The sequence below is a fragment of the Dyadobacter bucti genome, assembly GCF_005869225.1.
Taxonomy (GTDB): domain Bacteria; phylum Bacteroidota; class Bacteroidia; order Cytophagales; family Spirosomataceae; genus Dyadobacter; species Dyadobacter bucti.
Genome location: NZ_SWFP01000015.1, coordinates 87,931 through 108,885, shown reverse-complemented (window position 1 = coordinate 108,885; position 20,955 = coordinate 87,931). Strand labels below are relative to the sequence as shown.

General features: G+C 42.2%; 16 protein-coding genes. 13 read left to right on the top strand and 3 right to left on the bottom strand.

The features are described 5' to 3' along the window. Positions 1–80 precede the first annotated feature (80 nt). From rpsO to menD, 4 genes are all read left to right on the top strand, one after another. Positions 81–356: a 30S ribosomal protein S15 gene (gene rpsO, locus FBF61_RS31760; protein WP_138485022.1), complete on the top strand. Its 276-nt coding sequence runs from the start codon at positions 81–83 to the stop codon at positions 354–356. Positions 357–466: 110 nt separating this feature from the next. Continuing rightward, positions 467–2,602 (top strand): polyribonucleotide nucleotidyltransferase, encoded by a 2,136-nt coding sequence (pnp, locus tag FBF61_RS31755; RefSeq protein ID WP_138485021.1) that lies wholly within the window; start codon positions 467–469, stop codon positions 2,600–2,602. 65 nt (positions 2,603–2,667) lie between these two features. Beyond that, on the top strand, positions 2,668–3,531 hold the full coding sequence (locus FBF61_RS31750; protein WP_015810559.1) for a sigma-70 family RNA polymerase sigma factor: 864 nt from the start codon (positions 2,668–2,670) through the stop codon (positions 3,529–3,531). A 71-nt stretch (positions 3,532–3,602) separates the two neighbouring features. After that, on the top strand, positions 3,603–5,327 hold the full coding sequence (gene menD / locus FBF61_RS31745; RefSeq protein ID WP_138485020.1) for a 2-succinyl-5-enolpyruvyl-6-hydroxy-3-cyclohexene-1-carboxylic-acid synthase: 1,725 nt from the start codon (positions 3,603–3,605) through the stop codon (positions 5,325–5,327). On the opposite strand, the gene FBF61_RS31740 is transcribed toward menD, so the two are convergent. Then, a complete protein-coding gene (locus FBF61_RS31740) occupies positions 5,324–6,310 on the bottom strand; it encodes a tetratricopeptide repeat protein (protein WP_229215319.1) in 987 nt (328 codons plus the stop codon). The genes menD and FBF61_RS31740 overlap by 4 nt on opposite strands. Before the next feature lie 72 nt (positions 6,311–6,382). Between FBF61_RS31740 and FBF61_RS31735 the strand changes: the two genes are divergently transcribed. From FBF61_RS31735 to trmB, 7 genes are all read left to right on the top strand, one after another. After that, positions 6,383–6,634, top strand: coding sequence for a hypothetical protein (locus FBF61_RS31735; RefSeq protein ID WP_138485018.1), 252 nt, complete (start codon positions 6,383–6,385; stop codon positions 6,632–6,634). Positions 6,635–6,744: 110 nt separating this feature from the next. Continuing rightward, complete coding sequence (locus FBF61_RS31730) at positions 6,745–9,813, top strand: tetratricopeptide repeat protein (RefSeq protein ID WP_166444665.1); 3,069 nt, start codon at positions 6,745–6,747, stop codon at positions 9,811–9,813. Positions 9,814–9,851: 38 nt separating this feature from the next. Next, positions 9,852–11,522, top strand: a complete 1,671-nt coding sequence (locus FBF61_RS31725; RefSeq protein ID WP_138485016.1) for a TonB-dependent receptor — start codon at positions 9,852–9,854, stop codon at positions 11,520–11,522. Between the two features lie 29 nt (positions 11,523–11,551). Then, a complete protein-coding gene (locus FBF61_RS31720; protein WP_138485015.1) occupies positions 11,552–12,619 on the top strand; it encodes an HU domain-containing protein in 1,068 nt (355 codons plus the stop codon). A gap of 103 nt (positions 12,620–12,722) precedes the next feature. Further along, positions 12,723–13,649 (top strand): superantigen-like protein SSL4, encoded by a 927-nt coding sequence (locus FBF61_RS31715; RefSeq protein ID WP_138485014.1) that lies wholly within the window; start codon positions 12,723–12,725, stop codon positions 13,647–13,649. Between the two features lie 5 nt (positions 13,650–13,654). Next, positions 13,655–14,956 (top strand): bifunctional folylpolyglutamate synthase/dihydrofolate synthase, encoded by a 1,302-nt coding sequence (locus tag FBF61_RS31710; protein WP_138485013.1) that lies wholly within the window; start codon positions 13,655–13,657, stop codon positions 14,954–14,956. Positions 14,957–14,975: 19 nt separating this feature from the next. Next, on the top strand, positions 14,976–15,635 hold the full coding sequence (gene trmB, locus FBF61_RS31705) for a tRNA (guanosine(46)-N7)-methyltransferase TrmB (RefSeq protein ID WP_138485012.1): 660 nt from the start codon (positions 14,976–14,978) through the stop codon (positions 15,633–15,635). 54 nt (positions 15,636–15,689) lie between these two features. Here the strand turns inward: trmB and gap are convergent, their stop codons facing one another. Next, entirely contained in the window at positions 15,690–16,703 is a 1,014-nt protein-coding gene (gap, locus tag FBF61_RS31700; RefSeq protein ID WP_138485011.1) for a type I glyceraldehyde-3-phosphate dehydrogenase, read from the bottom strand. 412 nt (positions 16,704–17,115) lie between these two features. Between gap and FBF61_RS31695 the strand changes: the two genes are divergently transcribed. Together FBF61_RS31695 and FBF61_RS31690 are read left to right on the top strand one after the other, a co-directional pair. Beyond that, complete coding sequence (locus tag FBF61_RS31695; RefSeq protein WP_138485010.1) at positions 17,116–17,931, top strand: 2,3,4,5-tetrahydropyridine-2,6-dicarboxylate N-succinyltransferase; 816 nt, start codon at positions 17,116–17,118, stop codon at positions 17,929–17,931. A gap of 224 nt (positions 17,932–18,155) precedes the next feature. Next, positions 18,156–18,602 (top strand): helix-turn-helix transcriptional regulator, encoded by a 447-nt coding sequence (locus FBF61_RS31690; protein ID WP_138485009.1) that lies wholly within the window; start codon positions 18,156–18,158, stop codon positions 18,600–18,602. Here FBF61_RS31690 and FBF61_RS31685 read toward each other — a convergent pair. After that, positions 18,591–20,498: a T9SS type B sorting domain-containing protein gene (locus FBF61_RS31685; protein ID WP_138485008.1), complete on the bottom strand. Its 1,908-nt coding sequence runs from the start codon at positions 20,496–20,498 to the stop codon at positions 18,591–18,593. The genes FBF61_RS31690 and FBF61_RS31685 overlap by 12 nt on opposite strands. Between the last annotated feature and the right edge of the window lie 457 nt (positions 20,499–20,955).

Below are 20,955 nucleotides of genomic sequence, written 5' to 3'. Positions count from 1 at the left end.
GTAATAATATTAATTTTGCAACCTTATTTACGGCAAGGAGCCGTAAATTACTTTTTTATATTAAATCTGTTGTTACAATTATGTATTTAACCGCGGAAAAGAAGAGAGAGATCTTCGAGGCTAAAGGTTTTAAAAAAGAAGGCGGAGACACTGGGTCTGCTGAATCACAAATTGCTTTATTTACGTACCGTATCAATTATTTGAACGAGCACTTAAAAACGCACAAAAAAGATAATGACACAAGGCTGGGCCTCCTTAAAATGGTAGGAAAGCGCAGAAGATTGCTGGATTATCTTTACAAAAAAGACATTAACCGCTACCGTGCGATTATTGCCGAATTGAACATACGTAAGTAATTTTAGATCAGGGAACTTCATATCAATGAAAGTTCCCTGATTTTTTGCGGAAATTAACGAATTCATGAACGTCAGGATGGCGTTTTGCAGCTACAAAAAATCACAACTTTATGCTCTTTAATATAGTTACCAAGACTATACCCTTACCAGACGGCAGGGAAATCACAATTGAAACAGGAAAATTAGCGAAGCAGGCCGATGGTTCGGTTGTAGTAAGACTGGGCAATACGATGTTGCTTGCCACGGTTGTTGCAAATAAAGATATTAAGGAAGGTCTTGATTTTTTACCGTTATCGGTAGACTATCAGGAAAAATTTGCTGCTGCGGGAAGAATCCCAGGTAGCTTTCAGCGTCGTGAAGGTAAACTTTCCGATCATGAGGTATTGACCAGCCGTTTGGTTGACCGTGTGCTGCGTCCGTTATTCCCGGATGATTATCATGCGGAAGTACAGGTAAACATATTATTGATCTCAGCTGATGCGACTGCTTTGCCGGACGCATTGGCCGCACTTGCTGCTTCTGCTGCTCTTGCTGCTTCTGATATTCCTTTCAATGGTCCTGTTTCCGAAGTTCGTGTAGCCAAAATTAATGGTGAATATGTGATCAATCCTGGATCAGCGGAACTTGAAAAAGCTACTCTTGATCTGATGGTTGGCGCTACGTATAGCGATATCGCTATGGTGGAAGGTGAAATGGATGAAGTTTCAGAAGAAGAAGTTGTAGAAGCATTGAAAGTAGCTCACGAAGTTATTAAGAACCAATGTCTTGCTTTGAAAGAATTTGAAGCGGCGGTTGGAAAAGTAACCAAGCGTGAATATGTAGGTGACGCGTCGGATGTAGAGTTGGAGCAACGTTTGAGAGCATTTGCTTATGACAAAATTTATGCGGTGACTCAATTGGGTTCAACCAATAAAACAGTTAGAAAAGATGGTTTCAAAGCAGTTTGGGAAGAATTTACAGCTTCAATCGCAGAAGATGAAGAGGTAAACCAGTCGCTGGCGAAACGTTATTTCAATGACCTCGTTTGGGAAGCTTCCCGTCGTTTGGTATTGGACGAAAGAAAACGTTTGGACGGTCGTCGTCTTGATGAAGTAAGGCCTATCGCTTCCGAAGTTGACTTTTTGCCAAATGCTCACGGGTCAGCACTTTTTACAAGAGGAGAAACACAGTCATTGACCACGGTAACTCTTGGTACAAAAAATGACGAACAAATCATTGATACTCCTTTGAAGTATGGATACAGCAAATTCATGCTGCATTATAATTTTCCAGGATTTTCTACGGGTGAAGTGAAGCCTAACCGCGGACCGGGCCGTCGCGAGGTTGGTCACGGTAACCTTGCTTTGCGTGCATTGAAAAAAGTGCTGCCGCCTGTTGAAGATAATCCATATACAATCCGTATTGTCTCTGATATCCTTGAATCAAATGGTTCATCATCAATGGCTACAGTATGTGCAGGCTCACTTGCACTGATGGACTCTGGCCTAAAGGTGAAAGCACCGGTATCAGGAATTGCTATGGGGCTTATTTCAGATGAAGTGACTGGCAAATATGCTGTTCTGTCCGATATTCTTGGTGACGAGGATCACCTGGGTGATATGGACTTCAAAGTTACAGGAACTGAGAAAGGTATCACAGCATGTCAGATGGATATGAAAGTAAACGGACTTTCATTCGAAGTTTTGACAGAAGCTTTAATGCAGGCGAAATCGGGAAGGTTGCACATTCTGGGTGAAATGAACAAAACTATCACAGAAAGCCGTGCGGACCTCAAACCACATACACCTCGCGCAGTTGTTATTAAAATTGACCGTGAAATGATCGGTGCGGTAATCGGACCTGGCGGTAAGGTTGTTCAGGATATTCAGAAAGAATCCGGTGCAACTGTTTCTATCGAAGAAAAAGATGGCGCTGGTTTCGTAAGTATATTCTCTGCCGATAAGACTTCAATGGATAAAGCTGTGGCGAGGATCAAAGGAATTATTCTTGTACCTGAAATCGGAGAGATCTACAGCGGAAAGGTGAAGTCAATTATGCCGTTTGGTGCATTTGTTGAATTTTTACCCGGAAAGGATGGTTTACTACATATATCTGAGATCAAGTGGGAACGTCTGGAGAAAATGGATGGTGTGTTAGAGGTAGGAGAGGAAGTTCAGGTTAAGTTGGTTGAAATAGATAAGAAAACAGGAAAATATCGCTTATCCCGCAAGGTGTTGCTGCCAAAGCCGGAGAACAAAAATGATTAAAATGTTGTTTTTGGTAACAAGGGCAGTATTTAATGTCGTTATATATACATATTAATAAAAGATAGATGAGACAGCTAAAGATCAGTAAACAAATTACCAACCGGGAAAGTCAATCGTTAGATAAGTATTTGCAGGAAATCGGTAAGGTGGATTTGTTGACGCCGGATGAGGAAGTGACGTTAGCTCAGAAAATTAGGGATGGTGACCAGCTTGCTTTGGAGAGATTGACCAAGGCGAACCTGAGGTTTGTGGTTTCCGTTGCAAAACAATATCAGAACCAAGGCTTGTCGTTGGGTGATTTGATCAATGAAGGCAATTTAGGTCTGATCAAGGCTGCACAGCGTTTTGATGAAACTAGGGGTTTTAAATTTATCTCTTATGCAGTTTGGTGGATTCGTCAATCCATCCTGCAGGCGCTTGCTGAGCAGTCACGTATTGTACGTTTACCGTTGAACCGTGTAGGCTCTTTAAATAAAATTTCAAAGACTTTTTCTGAACTCGAGCAACGCTTCGAACGTGAGCCGTCACCGGAAGAGCTTGCAGAAGTGCTTGAAATTTCGTCTTCCGAGGTTGTAGATACCATGAAAATCTCCGGAAGACACGTTTCTATGGATGCACCATTTGTCCAAGGGGAGGAAAACAGCCTTTTGGATGTTTTGGAGAACGATCTGGAAGATAAACCTGATTCTGGTCTGGTAAATGAGTCACTACGCAAGGAAGTTCAGAGGGCTCTCTGCACTTTGACGCAGAGAGAGGCAGACGTAATTGCACTTTATTTCGGATTGAATGGAGAACATGCAATGACACTGGAAGAAATAGGAGAGAAGTTTAATCTTACCCGTGAGCGTGTTCGTCAGATCAAGGAAAAAGCGATTAGAAGGTTGCGTCACGTCTCCCGAAGCAAAGCTTTGAAGACATATTTGGGTTAGTGGAGATCAGTTTCCCTAAATAATTTATTATCAGTTAAATGGCCTCTTCATGAGGCCATTTTTTTATCAATATGGCAATTTTACAACCCTTGGTAGATCTTGCTGCTATTTGCTACAGGCAGGGAATACGGCATGTTGTTATTTCTCCGGGATCCAGAAGCGCTGCACTTACGCTGGCCTTCGCCAGGCATCCAGGCTTTCAAATTCAGGTCTGTATGGATGAACGCTCAGCTGGCTTCATAGCGATGGGCGTGGCACAGCAAACTGGCGTTCCTGCCGTTTTGATTTGCACTTCCGGCAGTGCTGCCTACAACTTCGCTCCGGCGGTCTCAGAGGCGTTTTTTCAGCAGATTCCGCTGCTAATTTTGACTGCGGACCGACCGAAGGAATGGCTGCATCAGTATGACGGTCAAACGATCCATCAGTTTGAGATTTACGGGAAGCATGTCAAGAGATCATTTGAACTCGCCGCTGACTATTGGCACAGTGACGTTCTGTGGGCTATAAACAGGATCACAAACGAGGCTGTCAATCTAACCTCTATGATTCCAATGGGCCCGGTTCATATCAATGTCCCGATCCGTGAACCCTTTTATCCGTCGGCTTCCGATTTATTTGTGCCCTCGCAAGATGTCAGGATTATCCGGCGGGAGCAGGCAGATGCCAGCTTGCCGGTGGAGACATGGCACCAGCTTATTAATGAATGGGAAGACTCTCCGAAAATACTTATTGCAGGTGGTCAGGGCAAAGCATGCGCAACTTTGAGTGAAGTATTGTCTTTAATTTCAGAGGAATGGGACATTCCGGTATTAGGGGATTGTATCTCTAATCTTGCCGGAAACGCTCGCTTTATTAAGCATCATGATTTGTTTTTAGGCAATGTCGATACTGAAAATTTGGCTCCGGACTTATTGGTTACCTTCGGGTTGTCATTTTTATCCAAGGAATTCAAACAGTTTATCCGGAAACATAAGCCCGTGAAGCATTGGCATATTACCCAGGATGAGATTATGACTGATCCAATGCAGTCCGTGACCCGGATCATTCCCGTTTCAGCGCTATATTTTTTTAAAAATATTTTTGAAAAGATTGATTATCAGCTTTTTGTTCAAAATTCAGATCCAGAATCTGACTCTTCGTACTTTGGCGAATGGATAAAAAATGAGTTGGATACAAAGCAAAAAGCGCAAATTTATCTGCAAAATCTAACATCGTTAAATGATTTAACTGTATTAAACTATGTTTTTAAGTTTGTAAAACCCGTCTATCAGTTACATATCGCAAACAGTATGCCGATCAGGTATGCGAATGTATTAGCAGAAAAATTCGAGAATAGCGAAGTTTACTGTAACCGAGGTACGAGTGGGATCGATGGTTGTGTTAGCACGGCAATCGGAGCTGCAATGGTCAATGGCAAACCAACAATTCTGATCAGCGGCGACGTTGCGTTTTTGTACGACCGAAATGGTTTACTTATTCCCGATTTGCCAGATAATCTTAAAATTGTGGTGATTAATAATGCAGGCGGAAATATCTTTCGGATGATTGATGGTCCAGCTGCATTGCCCGAAACAGAACAGTACTTTGAAACAAGGCACTCATTTTCTGCCAGGAGGACCTGTAAAGATTCAGGTATAGCCTATTTTGTTGTGAATGAAATTGATGCGCTTGAAACCACAATCCACTCTTTCCTGGAAGTCGAAGGAATCAGTTTGCTTGAGATATTGACCGATGCTTATGAAAATGAAAAAGTATGGAAAAATCTCAAACAAACATGTAGGGAAGTTAACCGCTAACGGCAGAATTCTGCCGCTTTTTCGATCGCCAGGGAATCATTCAGTATGATCCCCTGCCTCCATATTTTACATGCCTCTGACCTATTGTTCTGGTCAAAATGCGCCTGGCCGGTCAGGCCATATAACATTTCCACCGGTTCGGCGATTTCGATTGCTTTTTGAAATTCGGTTATGGCTTTGTCTGTCTGACCGGCCTTTTGGTAATAGATCCCCAAATTACGCAAGGCATAGCCATTTTTGGGAAGTACGGACAGTGATCTTTCAATCAGTTTTTTTGCTTCTTCCGGTTTGCTGGTTTGCAATAACACATAGCCTTTATTGTTGAGAGAAAACGGGTCGTTTGGTTTTGTGTTCAGGACCAAGTCGAAATACGAAATCGCCGTTTTCCAGTCTTTCTCTTTTGTCGCGATTAACCCAAGATTGTTTAGGGCCTGAGGCTGGGAAGGATCAAGTCTTAGCGCCTGGTTAAAATTATCTTTCGCGACTGCATAGGAGTGTAGCCGGTAATAAATTGCCCCTCGGTTCACGAGCGCTTCCACGTTGTTTTTGTTTAATCGCAGCGCGTGATCGTATTCAGAAATTGCTGAGGATTCGTTTCCTTCAACTTCCAAAATATTTCCTTTAATAAGGTAATACTTTGACGAATCCTTATAGTCTTTTTCGATCTGCTGAAGATCCATTCTCGCTTCTTTTAATTTTCCAAGATAAAGTCCGGTTTCTGCCCTGACGAGATTTGCTTGTGCGAGCGTAGGATCGAGGTTAATCGCCGCTGTTAAAATCTCGTAAGCTTCGTCAGGTTTGCCTAATTTCAACAAAGTTATCCCCTTATTGAGGTAGGCGTCTGAAAATTCTGCATTTTTGGCAATTGCTTCATCATATAGTCTCAGGGCTTCGGTATAGTTATTTTGATTGAGAGCCTGGTTTCCTTTTAAGAAAAAATCAGCAGCATCTTTCTTGTCCTGACTTCTGCACCCTGGGATCATTAGTACTAATATAGTTAGCACTAATGAAGTGAAGGTCTTGTAATACAACATATTAAATATTTAATTAAAATAATGAGATACATTAAAGACATTCCAAATGAAAATTTTAAGATTGGTTTGTACCACTGGAATAATAAGTACATCATTAAAATTGAGTCCGGTATGTATGAGCAAACTTACAAAATCGATGATTACGAACTTCAGAATCAGAAGGAATTAGAGGTTTGTCTCGATAAGCAGTTTTTGGCTACACTCAACGAGAAGTTCTCGTCTATGCATGAAGATTTTATGGAAGCCTTCCGGCGGAATGATATTTATATATAATAAGTAGACGGCTCCGTTGTCGCGGATGTATACGGTTTTTATGCACTCTTCGTTAAATATCAAATAATTTTCGAGAGGTAAGTGCGCACCAAAACAGCCTTTACTTGTATATGACCAATTACAATAATTCAATTAAAAACTCCACCAACTCACTCTCTATGGTTTTTAAACATGGCGCCTCCACTTTTGGAATGGGAATGCTTTTATATGTAGGCGTAAATACGGCTGCGGCCCAGAACACAATGAGTGTTACTGAACCCGAAGCCCACTTTCGGAATGGTTTAGAATATTATCAAAAATCTAATTTTGTCGCAGCCAGGCAGGAATTCGGGGAATTTCTAAATAATGATCATAAATTACTCAGTACCAGTGACTATAACAGGGTTACTGCGGAATATTATGTTGCGGTAACGGGTCTTTATCTGAATTATCCAGAGGCCGAAATACAGGTTGACAGGTTTGTTAAAAACCATGCAGAACATCCGAAGGCGCAGCAGATATACAGCGATCTCGGGAAATACTATTACGAGCAGGGGTCTTACGAAAAAGCCATTACCTATTTGGAAAAAGCCGTTCAGCATTCAGGTAACGGCATAAATAAGACGGAAAGCACGTACCAGCTGGCTATGTCTTTTTATAATACCAAGCAACCCGACGCAGCTTTGCCGTTATTTAATCAGGTCAAAACTGATGCCTCTTTTGCCAATGCTGGGGACGCTTCTTTTTACGCAGGAATTATTAACTATCAGAAAAACAACTTTCAGGAGGCTTATCAGGATTTTCAAAGAATAGAGAGTCATCCATATTATAAAAATGAAGCGCCCAACTGGATTATTTCCTCCCTGTATCAGCTGAAAAAATATGATGAGCTTGTTCAGTACGGGGAGAAGCTTTTAGCGCAACAACGAGGAAATACTAAACTGGATGACGTTGCTTTGTATGTCGCCGAGGTATATTACGAAAAGGGTGATTATGAAAAGGCTGTTACTTCTTACGAACGATACAAGCGTATGAAACCTGGGAATGTACCTCCCGCGGTTTCACTTCATCATGGGCATGCTTTGTTTAGAACTGGTAAGTTTGACGGAGTTATAACGACGCTAAAACCTCTCGGGATGGGCAAAGATTCTATTTCGCAGTACTCATCTTACTTACTAGGTATCAGCTATTTAAAGACAAGTAATTTAAGTTATGCTTTAACATCTTTTGATAACGCGGCTAAACTTGATTTCAACACCGTCGTAAAAGAGGAGGCCGCTTATAACCACGCAAAAGTTCAGCTCGAGTCGGGTAATAACAATGAGGCAGTGAAGGAATTCAGCGATTTCATGGCCAAGTATCCGCAGAGCAAACATACTGAGGAAGCAACAGAGTTAATTGCTGAGGGATATGCAGGTGCGAGTAACAACGCTGGCGCTATTAAATACATTGAAGGCCTTTCCAAGCGTAATGCTAAGATAAATGGCACCTATCAGCGTCTGACTTTTAATCAGGGAGTCGCGGAATTCAATCAGGAAAAATTTGAGGCTGCCATAGTTTCTTTCGATAAGTCACTGAAATTTCCGATTGACGAGCAAATCTCCAACTCGGCCAGCTATTACAAGGCTGAGTCTACCTATGGCTTGAAAAGAGTGGATGAGGCAGCAGCATTATATAATCAAATATCTAAAAATCCGAAGGCCGGCATATACGCCAGGAAAAGTCAGTATGCTCTGGGTTATATCTATTACAATCAAAAGAAGTATAGCCAGGCTTTGGGGCACTTCAAAACATTTGTAAGCAATACAGAAGGCATAGAGAGCCAAATGATCGAGGATGCGCACTCGCGCCTTGCTGACTGTTACCTCGCTGCAAAGAATTATACCGAGGCGATCAGAACATACGAGCAGGTGGCAGCCAAGGGAAAGGTTGATAAAGATTACGCTTTGTTCCAGAAGGCACGTGCTTATGTATACATGAGCCGTGAGGCAGAGGCCCGTCGTCAGTTTGAATTGCTGATCAGCCAATATGCGAACTCGAGATATCTGGACGACGCTTATTTTCAAATAGCAGATATGGATTTTCAGAGCCAGAGCTATTCAGCGGCTGTAAAAGGATTTACGAGGATGATCAATGAAAAGCCGCAAAGCCATCTGATTCCGGCAGCTTTATTACGGAGAGCGCAGTCTTATTATAACCTTCAGGTCTACGAACAGGCAATCGTCGATTTCCGCAAAATCCTGACGGAATATTCCGAATCTCCGTCAGCAAGCAGTGCATTGGAAGGAATTCAGGAAAGTTATACCGCTGTGGGGCGTCCGGAGGAATTTACGCAGGTACTTGGTGTGGTCAGGAAAAACAATCCTGGTAATGAAAAGCTGGAAGAAGTCGAGTTTGACAATGTCCGGAACCTTTATTATGCTGAAAAATATGAAAATGCGATTTCAGCTCTGCAAGAGTTTGTGCGTAGCTATCCTGCCAGCAAGCATCAGTATGATGCCAACTATTTTATCGCTTCGTCTTATGATAAAACAGGGAAAGTGAATGAAGCACTTCAGTATTTTGGCAAGGTGGTGAAGGAAAACCGCTCAACTTTCGTAGCAGCAGCGGCGCAAAGATCCGCGGAACTCGAAATCGGGCGCGGGAACTATAACAATGCAGTGACCAATTTCAGGATTTTACTTCGTAACTCTGAAAGTAAAAAGGAGCAGACACAGGCTTGGGTGGGGTTGATGGACACTTATTATACGTTGAAAAGCTACGATTCCACTTTGTATTATGCGCGCGAGGTGATCAATGTGGGCAATGTGGTTCCTGGAAGCATTGGAAAAGCGCAGCTTTATCTTGGCAAGGTTCCTTACGATCGTGGTGATCTGACCAAAGCAGCAGATGAGTTTAAGAAGATTATAGCTACATCCAAAGATGAGTATGGAGCAGAAGCAAGTTACTGGGCGGCTACGATCCTTTATAAAAACAAAAAATACAAGGAGGCCGAAACAGCGATTATCGAAATGGGTAAAGCCTTCGAAGGTTATGATTACTGGCGTGTGAGATCATTTATTCTTCTGGCCGAAGTTTATGTGGGTCTGAATGAAATGGGTCAGGCGAAAGCCACGCTGACGTCCATCATCGATAATTCGGATGATAAGGAGGCAGTGGAACTTGCGAAAGAGAAGTTGACCCAAATCGAAAAAAAATAGTGATAACCCACACAAGCTAACTGAAAATGTTCTCAATCATGACGAATTCAAATACAATACGCTCTTCCATATTTTTATTGACGCTTGGTTTTATCAGCCAATCTGCCTTTTCACAAAGAGGCGAGATAGAGAGTCAGACTTACGAGATAGTTAAAGAAAAAAGCATTGAATTTGCCCCGGCGAACCGTGTTTTTGATAAAGTGCAGCCTGTTAAGGGAGAAACAGGCCAGAAGAAGGTGAATTATCAGATTATTGATCCGCAGATTGACATTGCATCGCCGAAATTAACCCCTAGCGTCGGAGTCTCGTCGGATGAAAAGGAACGTCAGGATCAGCCTGACGTACTCAATAATTATATCAAGCTCGGAGGAGGAAATTATGGAAGGTTCCTGGGCGATGTTTTTGTGGGAGCAAGGCCAGCAGAAGACCTGGTTTTCACAACACAGTTGAAACATTTGTCAGCTGCGAATGGACCGGTTGATGGTAAAAATTCAGCCAATGCAGGAACGAATTTCAAATTGGGTGGAAAATATATTCAGAGTAAGTATAAAGTGGAAGCAGGCGTTGATTATGACCGTAAAAACTACTATTTCTATGGTTATAAACCGCAACCGGAAGGGGCGATTGTGAATCGCGATAGTATCAGGCAGACAATCAATCAATTTGGATTTAACCTTGGTTTTGAAAATACGGACGCCTCGGTTGCTGTGGATTACGCGGTCCGGACAAGTCTGAGCACGCTCCGCGACCGTTATAATGCGTCTGAGCTGGATTGGGGTACCAAACTCAATGCATCAGTGCCCATTTCTGAGTCGTTCTATGCTTTACTCGATGCGGACGCGTTTGTTTCTCAACGTGTGGACCGGCTGACATACCATCGTAACCTGTTTCGTGTTAAACCTACATTCAAGTATGTTAGCGACATGTTTTCAATTACTGCGGGTTTAAATGCTGTAAATGAGACTGATAGTGAGCTAAACATTAACAAGACCAAGGCATATCCTGTATTGAATATTGACGTATCTCCTTTTGCCGGTTTACATGTATTTGCCGGAGCGAACGGTGATATTGTACGGAACACATTGAAAAGTATGCTGAGTGAGAACCAATGGCTTGGCCCTAATGTGTTGATTGCCAATACCGAAAAAACTCTGGAACTGAGTGGGGGAGTTAAAGGTGAAACTACCGAGGGCTTTAATTACGAGGGTAAAGTATCTTATACGACTTACCGAAACTTCTATAATTTTAATAATTCGCTTGCCGATACTTCTAAGTTTTCTATTCTCTACGATACCGGGAAGACCAAAGTGCTGACAATTTCAGGTCAGGCCGGTTATAGTTTCAATGAGCTTTTCAAAACCTCTCTCAAAGTTAACTTCTATGATTACGCGGTTGGTGTTCTTGAAGAGGCGTGGCACAGGCCTGATCTTACATTGAACTGGTTTAATGCATTATCTATCAGTAAAAAGTTGTTTATAACTTCCGATTTTTATCTGCAAAGAGGAATAAAAGCAAAAAACTTTCAGAGCGGCGTGGTAACAAAATTGCCCGTAATTGCCGATCTGAATTTTAAGATAGACTATCTGCTAACCAGGAACTTCTCCGCATTCGTAACCCTGAACAACGTACTCGGTAAAAAATACCAGCGCTACCAGTACTACCCACAGCAGGGGTTAAACTTTATTGGAGGATTATCGTTTTCTTTTTAACTTCGCTGAGTTAACTCAAAACACGCTCCATGATCGCAGTTGAAAATGTTATTCGAAAATTGGTTGGGGATTACGAATTCGTGATCATTCCAGGCTTTGGTGCTTTGCTTTCGCACCAGGTTCCGGCAATTTATGATAACAGTTCTGAAACCTTTTCGCCACCTGTGAAGAAACTGGCTTTCAATGAATATCTTAAACTGGATGATGGATTACTGGCTAATTTTATATCAAGGCAAGAAAAGATCAGCCACACAGACGCAGTGGAATACGTAAGAAAATATACGGATAATCTGCGATCGGCGCTTGAAGTGAGCGGTAATGCAAGTATTGTAGGCATTGGTGAATTTTCAAAAAATATAGAGGGAAAACTAGTTTTTGAGCCCAAAACGGAGAAGTACTTTAAAGATGACTGGTATGGTTTTGAAAAAATAAAGGCCCGAAAACTTGACGCGAAAGTTGTTTCAATCCCTGCGATCGAAGCTATCGATAAAGGTGAAACTGTTGAAGTATTTGAATTCGAGGAGGAACGGGGAATTGCATTCAAATGGACCAGCTGGACTTCTGCTGCTGCGATTGCAGGCTTATTATGCGGTCTGAGCCTTTTCCTTTTTAATTCCCATAACTCGTATATAAAAAGCACATTGAATCCATTTACAGAGCTTTTTAATAGCTCAGCCGGAGAAAATGAGATGAAGGTGGAAGTACCGGCAATTCCTGAAAAGGAAGTTGAGGTGAAGGAAGAAGTTGTAGTGGATAGTATGAAAGATACTGTTGATGCTATGGTTACTCCGCCTGCTGTTGCAGATAGCGAGAAAGCTTCGGAGGTTATTGAAGAGGTAAAGCAAACACCGGTTGTCTCAGATGCTAAGTTTTACCTGGTTGCTGGTGCGTTCAGGGGTACGAAGCAAGCTAACGTGCTTCTTAATCAGCTAAAAGAAAAAGGCTATGATGAGGCTTTGATTTTACCAGGTGACCGGTACAGCAGTAAAGTGAAAGTCGCAGTTAAGGGTTTTGATAACGAAAGAGATGCCTACGTTGCTTCATCCCAGCTGAAATCTGTGATCGGAGAGCAAGGATGGGTGTTTAAAAAGAAATAATCAGTCTTACCTGATCCAGAGGAAGCAGCACATGCTTCCTCTTTTTGTTACATACGAAAATTTTTACTTTTACGTTTTCGAAAGAAAATAACCCTTAAAAACAATGATTGTATTACAAGCAGAAGATCGTCAGCGAATCGCTGTTTCCTGGGCCATTTCCTTTGGGATCACGATTGCTATGCTGGGCTTGTTCTTTTTTATTCGCCTGAACAGTTCCATTCCCAAAGTGGAGCCTATGGAGCTCTTTGTGGAGGTTAATTACGGAACGAGCAAGGTCGGGAGAGGAGATGTTCAAACATTCAACAAACCAAATGATAGCAAGGTAGCGCAAAATATGCGAGCAGACGCAGATGAGGTGAAGAAAGTAAAGTCAGTAGCCACTCCGAAACCTACGCCCCCCGTACCTCAAAAAGTTGAATCTCCGAAACCTACGAAGGTTGTAGCCGAAAAGCCTGTTATCGCTTCCAAAGTTGAAAGTCCGGTAGAAGCACCGGAAAAGACAGATGTTAAGAAATCAACTGGTAGTGAAAGTTCGTCTGCTCCCGTAACGAAGCCTGCACCTGAGAAAGCGGTGAATAAAGACGCGTTGTTTACAAAATCGTCCGGCAGCAAGTCGGGAAGTAACGGAACCTCTGGTACGCAAAGTGGTGTGGGAGGTAATAACAACGGTGACGATGCAGATGGAGTTGGCGATAAGGGATCCAAAAGTGGAAGTTTATTTGCAAAAACCTATAAAGGAGAAGGCGGCGGAGGCGGTACTGCGGTAGGCCTGAGCCTCTCTGGCTGGGGCTTTTCCAGAAGGCCTGTTGTAGACGATAATTCAGACGCTACGGGCGATATTACGTTCAAGATTACAGTTGATAAAAACGGTCGCGTCAAAAATATAGTAACGCAAAGCACCACTGTGACGGACTATGCAGTGGTGAATAAGTACAAAAGTGCAGTGAGAGACCTGACTTTTGTACCGAAATCCTCCAACGTTCCCGACGAATCCATAGGGACGATCACGTTTAAAATACGGTCAAGATAGTAGTAATGAATTATCAGGAAACAATTGATTACTTGTACAGCAGACTACCGGTTTTTCAAAATATAGGGGCCCGTGCTTTCAAGCCGGGCCTTCATACTACCAGGGAACTTTGTAAATTCTTTGGGGATCCGCAAGATACATATCCCACGATTCATGTGGCAGGCACCAATGGCAAGGGAAGTACATCCCACATGCTGGCTGCGATCCTGCAGGAAGCCGGATATAGGGTTGGATTATATACATCGCCTCATTTAAAGGACTTTAGAGAAAGAATTCGTATCAATGGAGAAATGATCTCCGAGGAATTTGTTGTAAATTTTACTAGTGATAATTTATCTAACATTGATAGATTAAATCCTTCTTTCTTTGAAGTAACTGTTGTGATGGCGTTTTCGTACTTTCATGAACGCAATGTGGACGTGGCCGTGATAGAAACCGGAATGGGTGGGCGCCTGGACTCGACTAATGTGATCAATCCCATTCTGTCTCTGATTACAAATATCAGTATGGATCATACACAGTTCCTTGGAGATTCGCTGGCGAAAATTGCTTTCGAGAAAGCAGGAATAATAAAGGACCAAACGCCCGTGGTCGTCAGTGAACACCAGGATAGTGAGATTAACGATGTGCTTTGTTCGGTAGCCAATCAGAAAAATACACGTTTACAATATGCTTCTGATTCGTTTGAAGTGGAATCATTTGGACTGCGCGACGGGAAATTAGCGGTTAGGGTAAAGGATAAAGAGAGCGGCGAATATATCTTTTCGGATTTGCGTTTAGACCTTACCGGCTCTTATCAGATGAAGAATCTTGCCGGCGTGATGACAGCAGTAAAGGTTCTGAAAGCTTTGAATTGGAATATCAATGAAGAATCGGTGTCAGGGGCTTTGGGAAATGTGGTTCAGCTTACTGGCTTAAAAGGGAGGTGGCAGCAAATAGGTTCCCACCCAGATATTTATTGCGACACAGCTCACAATAAGGCTGGATTGAGCGAAACCATTTCTTATTTCCAGAGTGTCTCGCATGGTCGGCAAAGTTTTGTGATTGGATTCGTGGCAGACAAGGATATTAACGGTATTCTGAAACTGTTTCCCAAAACGGCCAGCTATTATTTTTGTCAACCGTCCAATATGAGAGCATTAAAGGCGTCAGAACTGCGTACTATGGCCCTTGAATACGGATTAATTGGAGAATGCTTTGATAATGTAAATGACGCTTTAAAAGAAGCAATTAGAGACTCATCAGAAAAGGATGCGATTTACGTGGGGGGCAGCACATTTGTTGTTGCTGATCTTGATCAATTATAGTACACAGTTTAATTAAAGAATGGGAAGAAGGAAATTGGCGCATTACCAGTTTAGTGCAGAAGCAAGTAATGTAATTGAAGCTGGAAAACCGCTTTACACAGAAATTAAAGGCAAATGGAATAACCTTTACTTCAAAAATGAAAATCCGCTTGTTGTGGAACTCGCTTGCGGGAAAGGAGAGTACTCGATTGGTCTTGGAAAGGTTTTTCCCGAGAAGAATTTTATCGGTATGGACATTAAAGGAGATCGTATTGCCAGGGGAAGCCTGGTGGCGTCGGAAAGCAAGCTGTTGAATGTTGCATTTCTGAGGGCAGGAATTCAATATGCCCGCGAGTTTTTTGATGAAAATGAACTGAGTGAAATCTGGCTGATACATCCGGATCCGCAAGTCAGGGACCGTGATGAGAACAAGAGACTAACAAATCCGCTTTTTCTCAAAATGTACTCAGAGTTTCTGAAAAAAGGCGGGCAATTTTGCCTGAAAACGGACAGTTCTTTTCTGTACGATTATTCGTTGGAAACAATCAAAGCGTCGGGTCTTTTTAAGATTGTTGAACACACCGAGGATCTGTATGATTCTCACCTGATTGCAGATCATCATGATGTAAAAACGCATTATGAACAGATTTTCACATCAAAAGGGTACAGCATCAAATACATTAAAGCGGTAGCGTTATAAAAAAGCCGCTTATCCTTATCGGACAAGCGGCTTTTGTGTACCCAGTTATAATGATTACTTGCTCAGCAGTCCGGCGAAGTAGTATACAGTACGTACCAATTGTGATACGTATGACATTTCATTATCGTACCAGCTCACAGTTCTAACAAGCTGTGTATCGCCAACTTTCTGCACTCTCGTCTGAGTTGCGTCAAATAGTGAGCCGTAGCTGATTCCGATGATATCGCTGCTAACAATTTCATCTTCAGTATATCCGTAGCTTTCGTTGGATGCAGCTTTCATTGCTGCATTGATTTCTTCTACGCTGGTTTCTTTGCCAAGTATTACCGTCAATTCAGTTAATGAACCAGTAAGTGTTGGAACGCGTTGTGCAGATCCGTCCAGTTTACCCTTCAGTGAAGGAAGTACCAGACCGATCGCTTTTGCGGCTCCTGTACTGTTTGGAACTATGTTCTGCGCAGCTGCACGGGCTCTTCTCAAATCGCCCTTTGGATGCGGTGCATCCTGGGTATTCTGATCGTTGGTATAGGCGTGAATAGTTGTCATAAGACCATTCACGATGCCAAATTTCTCTTCTAAAACCTGTGCCATCGGAGCAAGGCAATTGGTTGTACAGGAAGCTCCGCTGATGATCGTTTCTGATCCGTCAAGAATGTCGTGGTTGACATTGAAAACGATAGTCTTAAGATCACCTGTTGCCGGCGCAGAAATCACAACTTTCTTAGCACCCGCTTTGATATGTGCACTTGCTGATTCCTGACTTGTGAAGAAACCTGTGCATTCCAGCACAACGTCTACATCGTGAGATCCCCAGGGGATTTGAGCTGGATCACGTTGAGCATATATTACAATGTTTTCGCCATTAACCACCACGGAATTGTCGGTGGATTTAACGTCGGCGTCGAAACGGCCTTGTGCGGTGTCATATTTTAGTAAGTGAGCCAGTACCTTCGGGCTGGTAAGATCATTGATGGCAACAATATCTATACCTTCCATATTGTAAATCTGGCGGTAAACCAGTCGACCTATTCGACCAAATCCATTGATTGCAACTTTAACTTTAGACATATCTTGTTTGATTGGTTATTTCAGTCGCAATATTAATAAAATTAAGGGGCCTATTAAAGGATACAGATGAAAAAGTCAAAAAGATCAGCACAAATACCCTTAACTATTAAAATTAGTAAATTTAATAGTAATTACCAGCATAATTAGTATTATCAAGATTGATTTTTACTAAAAAGAGTAGTAATCTGTGTGTATTTATTTGTTTTTAATTCTCGACTTATTGTAATTAATGTTATATTTGAAACACCTGCTAACGGTGTAGGCTTAAATAATAATTAACACGAACAATAATGAAGCTTATTTTGATGTCTTGTTTGCAGCTCATAAATTTAATAAAACAATATTTCTGTTTACCTATTAACTACCTAATAACAAGCAAGTTAAATACTTTATATTAATCTGATAAATCAACATGAGTTTCGAAGAACAAGTCGAGTCTTACTGGTCAAACCGGGAATTATTAAAAGAACAATCAGCTATTGAGTTCATCAAGAATAGTATTGAAGAGGTGGATAAAGGGAGACTTCGCGTTGCCTCGCCTCAGGAAGACGGAAGCTGGTTAGTAAATGAAGCGTTAAAAAAAGCGATCATTCTTTACTTTCCCATACAACAAATGGAGGTTAGCGAAGTCGGGATTTTTGAGTATCATGATAAAATGAAACTCAAAACAGGTTATGATAAACTGGGCGTTCGTGTTGTGCCGCCTGCCGTTGCCCGATATGGTGCATACATTTCAAAAGGGGTTATCCTTATGCCATCCTATGTTAACATCGGCTCATATATAGATGAAGGCACAATGGTTGACACATGGGCGACAGTAGGCAGCTGTGCCCAAATAGGGAAAAATGTACACCTCAGCGGTGGCGTTGGAATAGGAGGGGTATTGGAGCCAGTTCAGGCATCTCCGGTTATCATAGAAGATGGCGCCTTTATCGGGTCACGTTGTATAGTCGTAGAGGGTGCCCATATCGGTAAACGGGCGGTATTAGGAGCCGGGGTTACCATTACGGGAAGTTCTAAAATCATCGATGTTACAGGTGATAAGCCGGTAGAATACAAAGGATTTGTACCTGCGGACTCTGTTGTGATCCCTGGAACGTTGCCAAAGGAGTTCCCAGCCGGAACTTACCACGTTCCGTGTGCATTAATTATAGGAAAAAGAAAACCAAGCACTGATTTAAAAACTTCTTTAAATGATGCGCTGCGAGATAACCATGTAGCGGTTTAATATATTCTCATTTCTTCTAAAATCTAAGTAAAAGTGCGATATCTGACGGTATCGCACTTTTACTTTTATATCGAAGGTAAAGTTAAATCTCACTATTTACATTTGTTACATGTGATTTATATTTGTAAATGAAAGCTATAATTTATATTTATATATTAATTTAGTATGTTAAATAATTGAATTACATTTACACTTCACTATTGTAAATTACAGTTTACACTTCCATGGATTTAACTGAAAAGATAAAGCAGATACTTGCTGAGAAGAATTTATCCCCGTCGCTATTTGCAGACGAAATAGGTATTCAGCGTTCGAGTATGTCACATATTTTAGCGGGCAGAAACAAGCCAAGTCTGGACATTGTTCAAAAAATAATGCGCCGGTTCCCCGAATTAGGCCAAAATTGGATTTTAGAAGACGAAAATATTGCGTCCGGACCACTTCCGGCAACCGGTTCGAAACCAGTCGATTTACCCCTTTTCAACCCTGCAAAATCCACTACTTCCAGGTCCGCAGATTTAAACAGAAAAAAAGATCCGATCAACAGCCGGGCACAAGAAAACGTCAACCCGGACAAAACAGAAATAAAGGAAGAAAAGAAAATAGAAAGGATCCTGGTGTTTTATTCCGACGGCACATTTCAGGAATTCAAACAAACATCATTTCAGTAACATCACTGTTCCCTGATAATTTTTCCATTCCGTCTCGATAAAATACGGATAGTTTCCTGCGGGCAATGGCGCACTTTTATAAGTACCATCCCACGGTTTGTTATAGTTGGGAGAATGAAATATAATTTCTCCCCAACGATTATAAATACGTATTTCCCGAATGCTGTCATTCGCGTTAAAGATTTCGAAAGTATCGTTATGGCCATCATGATTAGGTGTAAAAGAATCCGGTATGTGTATTCGGTCTATAACGTACACAAATGTCCTTGTCTCCGCGAGGCAGCCGTTTTCCGAAGCAACCTGCACTACATATTCAGTATCCTGGGAGGGCGCGACCACTGCTATCGCACTATTCAAATCAGTTTCGAGGCCAGCAGCGGGAGACCATTTGGAACTGTAAGGAATACCAGAAGGCGACACAACAGGAGAGAGAGATGCTTTTGTCCCCTTAAGAACACCTTTGCGGTCCGGCAACAATACTTCCAAAACTTCCTTCGCCACCACGGCGGTGTCTTTCCCTCCGCACCCAAGCTTGTCATTCGTTACCTGCAGAATGTAAGTGCCCGGCTCTTCAATTTGTAAATCAGCACTTTGCTCAGCCAACGCCACACCGTCTTTGCTCCATTTAACAAGCAAATTTGTGTCAATCATGCCGCCATTTGCTAAAAGGGTAATAGATTCTCCTTCGCAAATTACGTCTTTGTCGAGGGAAATGACGGCTTGCACCGGGGCCGCGTAGCCAACACTCACTGCGACAGATGACGTATCTCCTGAACATTTTTTTGTGTAGCTTTTCACTACCGAGTACTGGCCAGTGTCCTTGACTGAAATAAAATTATTGATCTCACCGGGAATATTCTGTCCATTAAGCTGCCATTGATACGACCAATCTGGCGAATCATCAGTTTGAAGCATCACCGAAGTTTCTGGGCAAAAAAGAACTTCCGATACAGGTTCCTCGTCAAATATTATAACTGGTCTTTCCGGCGTATCGTTATTACAGTCAATCACCAACAATTGGAAATCCCTCCTGATGAGACCGATCCGGTTCCCGTTTCTATATTCTTCACACTGAACCGTAAATACATATAGCCCGATGACATTGGCATTAACAGTTAACAGTCCGTTATCTGAAATTTGCAACGGGCTTGCACCGGGTATTGCATTAGAGGCAGAAATACCCTGTTGCCACCTGATCAATGGGTATTCGTCTTTACTCCGGCTATTCCCAACCGGTTGGTTCACTGTGGTTGTTCCGCTGAAAGGTGTTACCAGGGAATATCGCAGCTCATCCCCGTCACCGTCTGATGCTGCCATATTCATCGAAAAAGGACGGTTACTGCATATATACTGTCCGTTCGGAGCAGTAAACTCTGGTGAGGAATTCCGGACAGACAAGGGCGGAAACTCCAAATAAAACACCATCCCCGTCCTGCCGGGATCGGCAATGTTATTAATATCGTTATTGCGACAACACCTTTCCCAGGCGATATAGTAGCCGTCAGGGTCGTCATATTTCCCGGAATTTAAAGCAATGGAACCCTTATACGTCCCCGCCAGGGTATTCAGGAACCTGCTGCTCGCACACGCCCGGTTCTGATATTGAATAGTCGCCGATGATATGTACGTCAGTTGAACCCTGTCCATATATACATCATCACGCTTTCTGTATATAAACAGGTCAACATTGATATCGCGGTTGCCGTTGACGCCCGGGCTTGGAAGGATCAGCTCATTGCCATCCCAGTATTGTATTAGCGTTACTTCATAACTGCCAGCAATGGATCCAGGGCGCATTTGCAGTTCTCCACCCATGATATGATCCGCCTTCGCAAACAGCGTAAATCCAAATAACAGTGTTAGATATAGTTGTATTTTAAATAAAAATGCCCCCATAAGCTCAATTTTATCAATACAAGTTGATTTAAAATTAACGATAACTGAGGAAGGCTGATGCAGGCGAAGTAAAACTATTTTCCTTCTAAAATCAAAACAAATGTGCGTGAGATACAATTCCAGTTATCAACCGGACTCAGCAAAACAGTACCACGTTCAAATACACGAGTTTTATAAATTAAATATTTCAACTATTATTTTGAACTATTAATTCTCAACGCTCTGGATAGTAGATTCATGTGTTGGTTTGTATTTACGTTATCCAGTCTCTTTCCGATTTCCCAACCAGCACATTTTCCAAATACCCACGGCACACTGGAGAAGGCCGGCCAAACGGTGAGCGGGGGCATCCCAAAACTTGTTAAGAACCCCGGTTGATAATCAGTAATATCGCCTTCATCGGTTCTTTTTATGGAGGATGTGGGAAGATTTGGTACTTCTCTATAGAAATCTATAA

Excerpts from the sequence above, each read along its gene's own strand:
- rpsO (WP_138485022.1), top strand. The coding sequence starts at position 81 with ATGTATTTAACCGCGGAAAAGAAGAGAGAGATCTTCGAGGCTAAAGGT.
- pnp (WP_138485021.1), top strand. The coding sequence starts at position 467 with ATGCTCTTTAATATAGTTACCAAGACTATACCCTTACCAGACGGCAGG.
- FBF61_RS31750 (WP_015810559.1), top strand. The coding sequence starts at position 2,668 with ATGAGACAGCTAAAGATCAGTAAACAAATTACCAACCGGGAAAGTCAA.
- menD (WP_138485020.1), top strand. The coding sequence starts at position 3,603 with ATGGCAATTTTACAACCCTTGGTAGATCTTGCTGCTATTTGCTACAGG.
- FBF61_RS31740 (WP_229215319.1), bottom strand. The coding sequence starts at position 6,310 with ATGATCCCAGGGTGCAGAAGTCAGGACAAGAAAGATGCTGCTGATTTT.
- FBF61_RS31735 (WP_138485018.1), top strand. The coding sequence starts at position 6,383 with ATGAGATACATTAAAGACATTCCAAATGAAAATTTTAAGATTGGTTTG.
- FBF61_RS31730 (WP_166444665.1), top strand. The coding sequence starts at position 6,745 with ATGACCAATTACAATAATTCAATTAAAAACTCCACCAACTCACTCTCT.
- FBF61_RS31725 (WP_138485016.1), top strand. The coding sequence starts at position 9,852 with ATGACGAATTCAAATACAATACGCTCTTCCATATTTTTATTGACGCTT.
- FBF61_RS31720 (WP_138485015.1), top strand. The coding sequence starts at position 11,552 with ATGATCGCAGTTGAAAATGTTATTCGAAAATTGGTTGGGGATTACGAA.
- FBF61_RS31715 (WP_138485014.1), top strand. The coding sequence starts at position 12,723 with ATGATTGTATTACAAGCAGAAGATCGTCAGCGAATCGCTGTTTCCTGG.
- FBF61_RS31710 (WP_138485013.1), top strand. The coding sequence starts at position 13,655 with ATGAATTATCAGGAAACAATTGATTACTTGTACAGCAGACTACCGGTT.
- trmB (WP_138485012.1), top strand. The coding sequence starts at position 14,976 with ATGGGAAGAAGGAAATTGGCGCATTACCAGTTTAGTGCAGAAGCAAGT.
- gap (WP_138485011.1), bottom strand. The coding sequence starts at position 16,703 with ATGTCTAAAGTTAAAGTTGCAATCAATGGATTTGGTCGAATAGGTCGA.
- FBF61_RS31695 (WP_138485010.1), top strand. The coding sequence starts at position 17,116 with ATGAGTTTCGAAGAACAAGTCGAGTCTTACTGGTCAAACCGGGAATTA.
- FBF61_RS31690 (WP_138485009.1), top strand. The coding sequence starts at position 18,156 with ATGGATTTAACTGAAAAGATAAAGCAGATACTTGCTGAGAAGAATTTA.
- FBF61_RS31685 (WP_138485008.1), bottom strand. The coding sequence starts at position 20,498 with ATGGGGGCATTTTTATTTAAAATACAACTATATCTAACACTGTTATTT.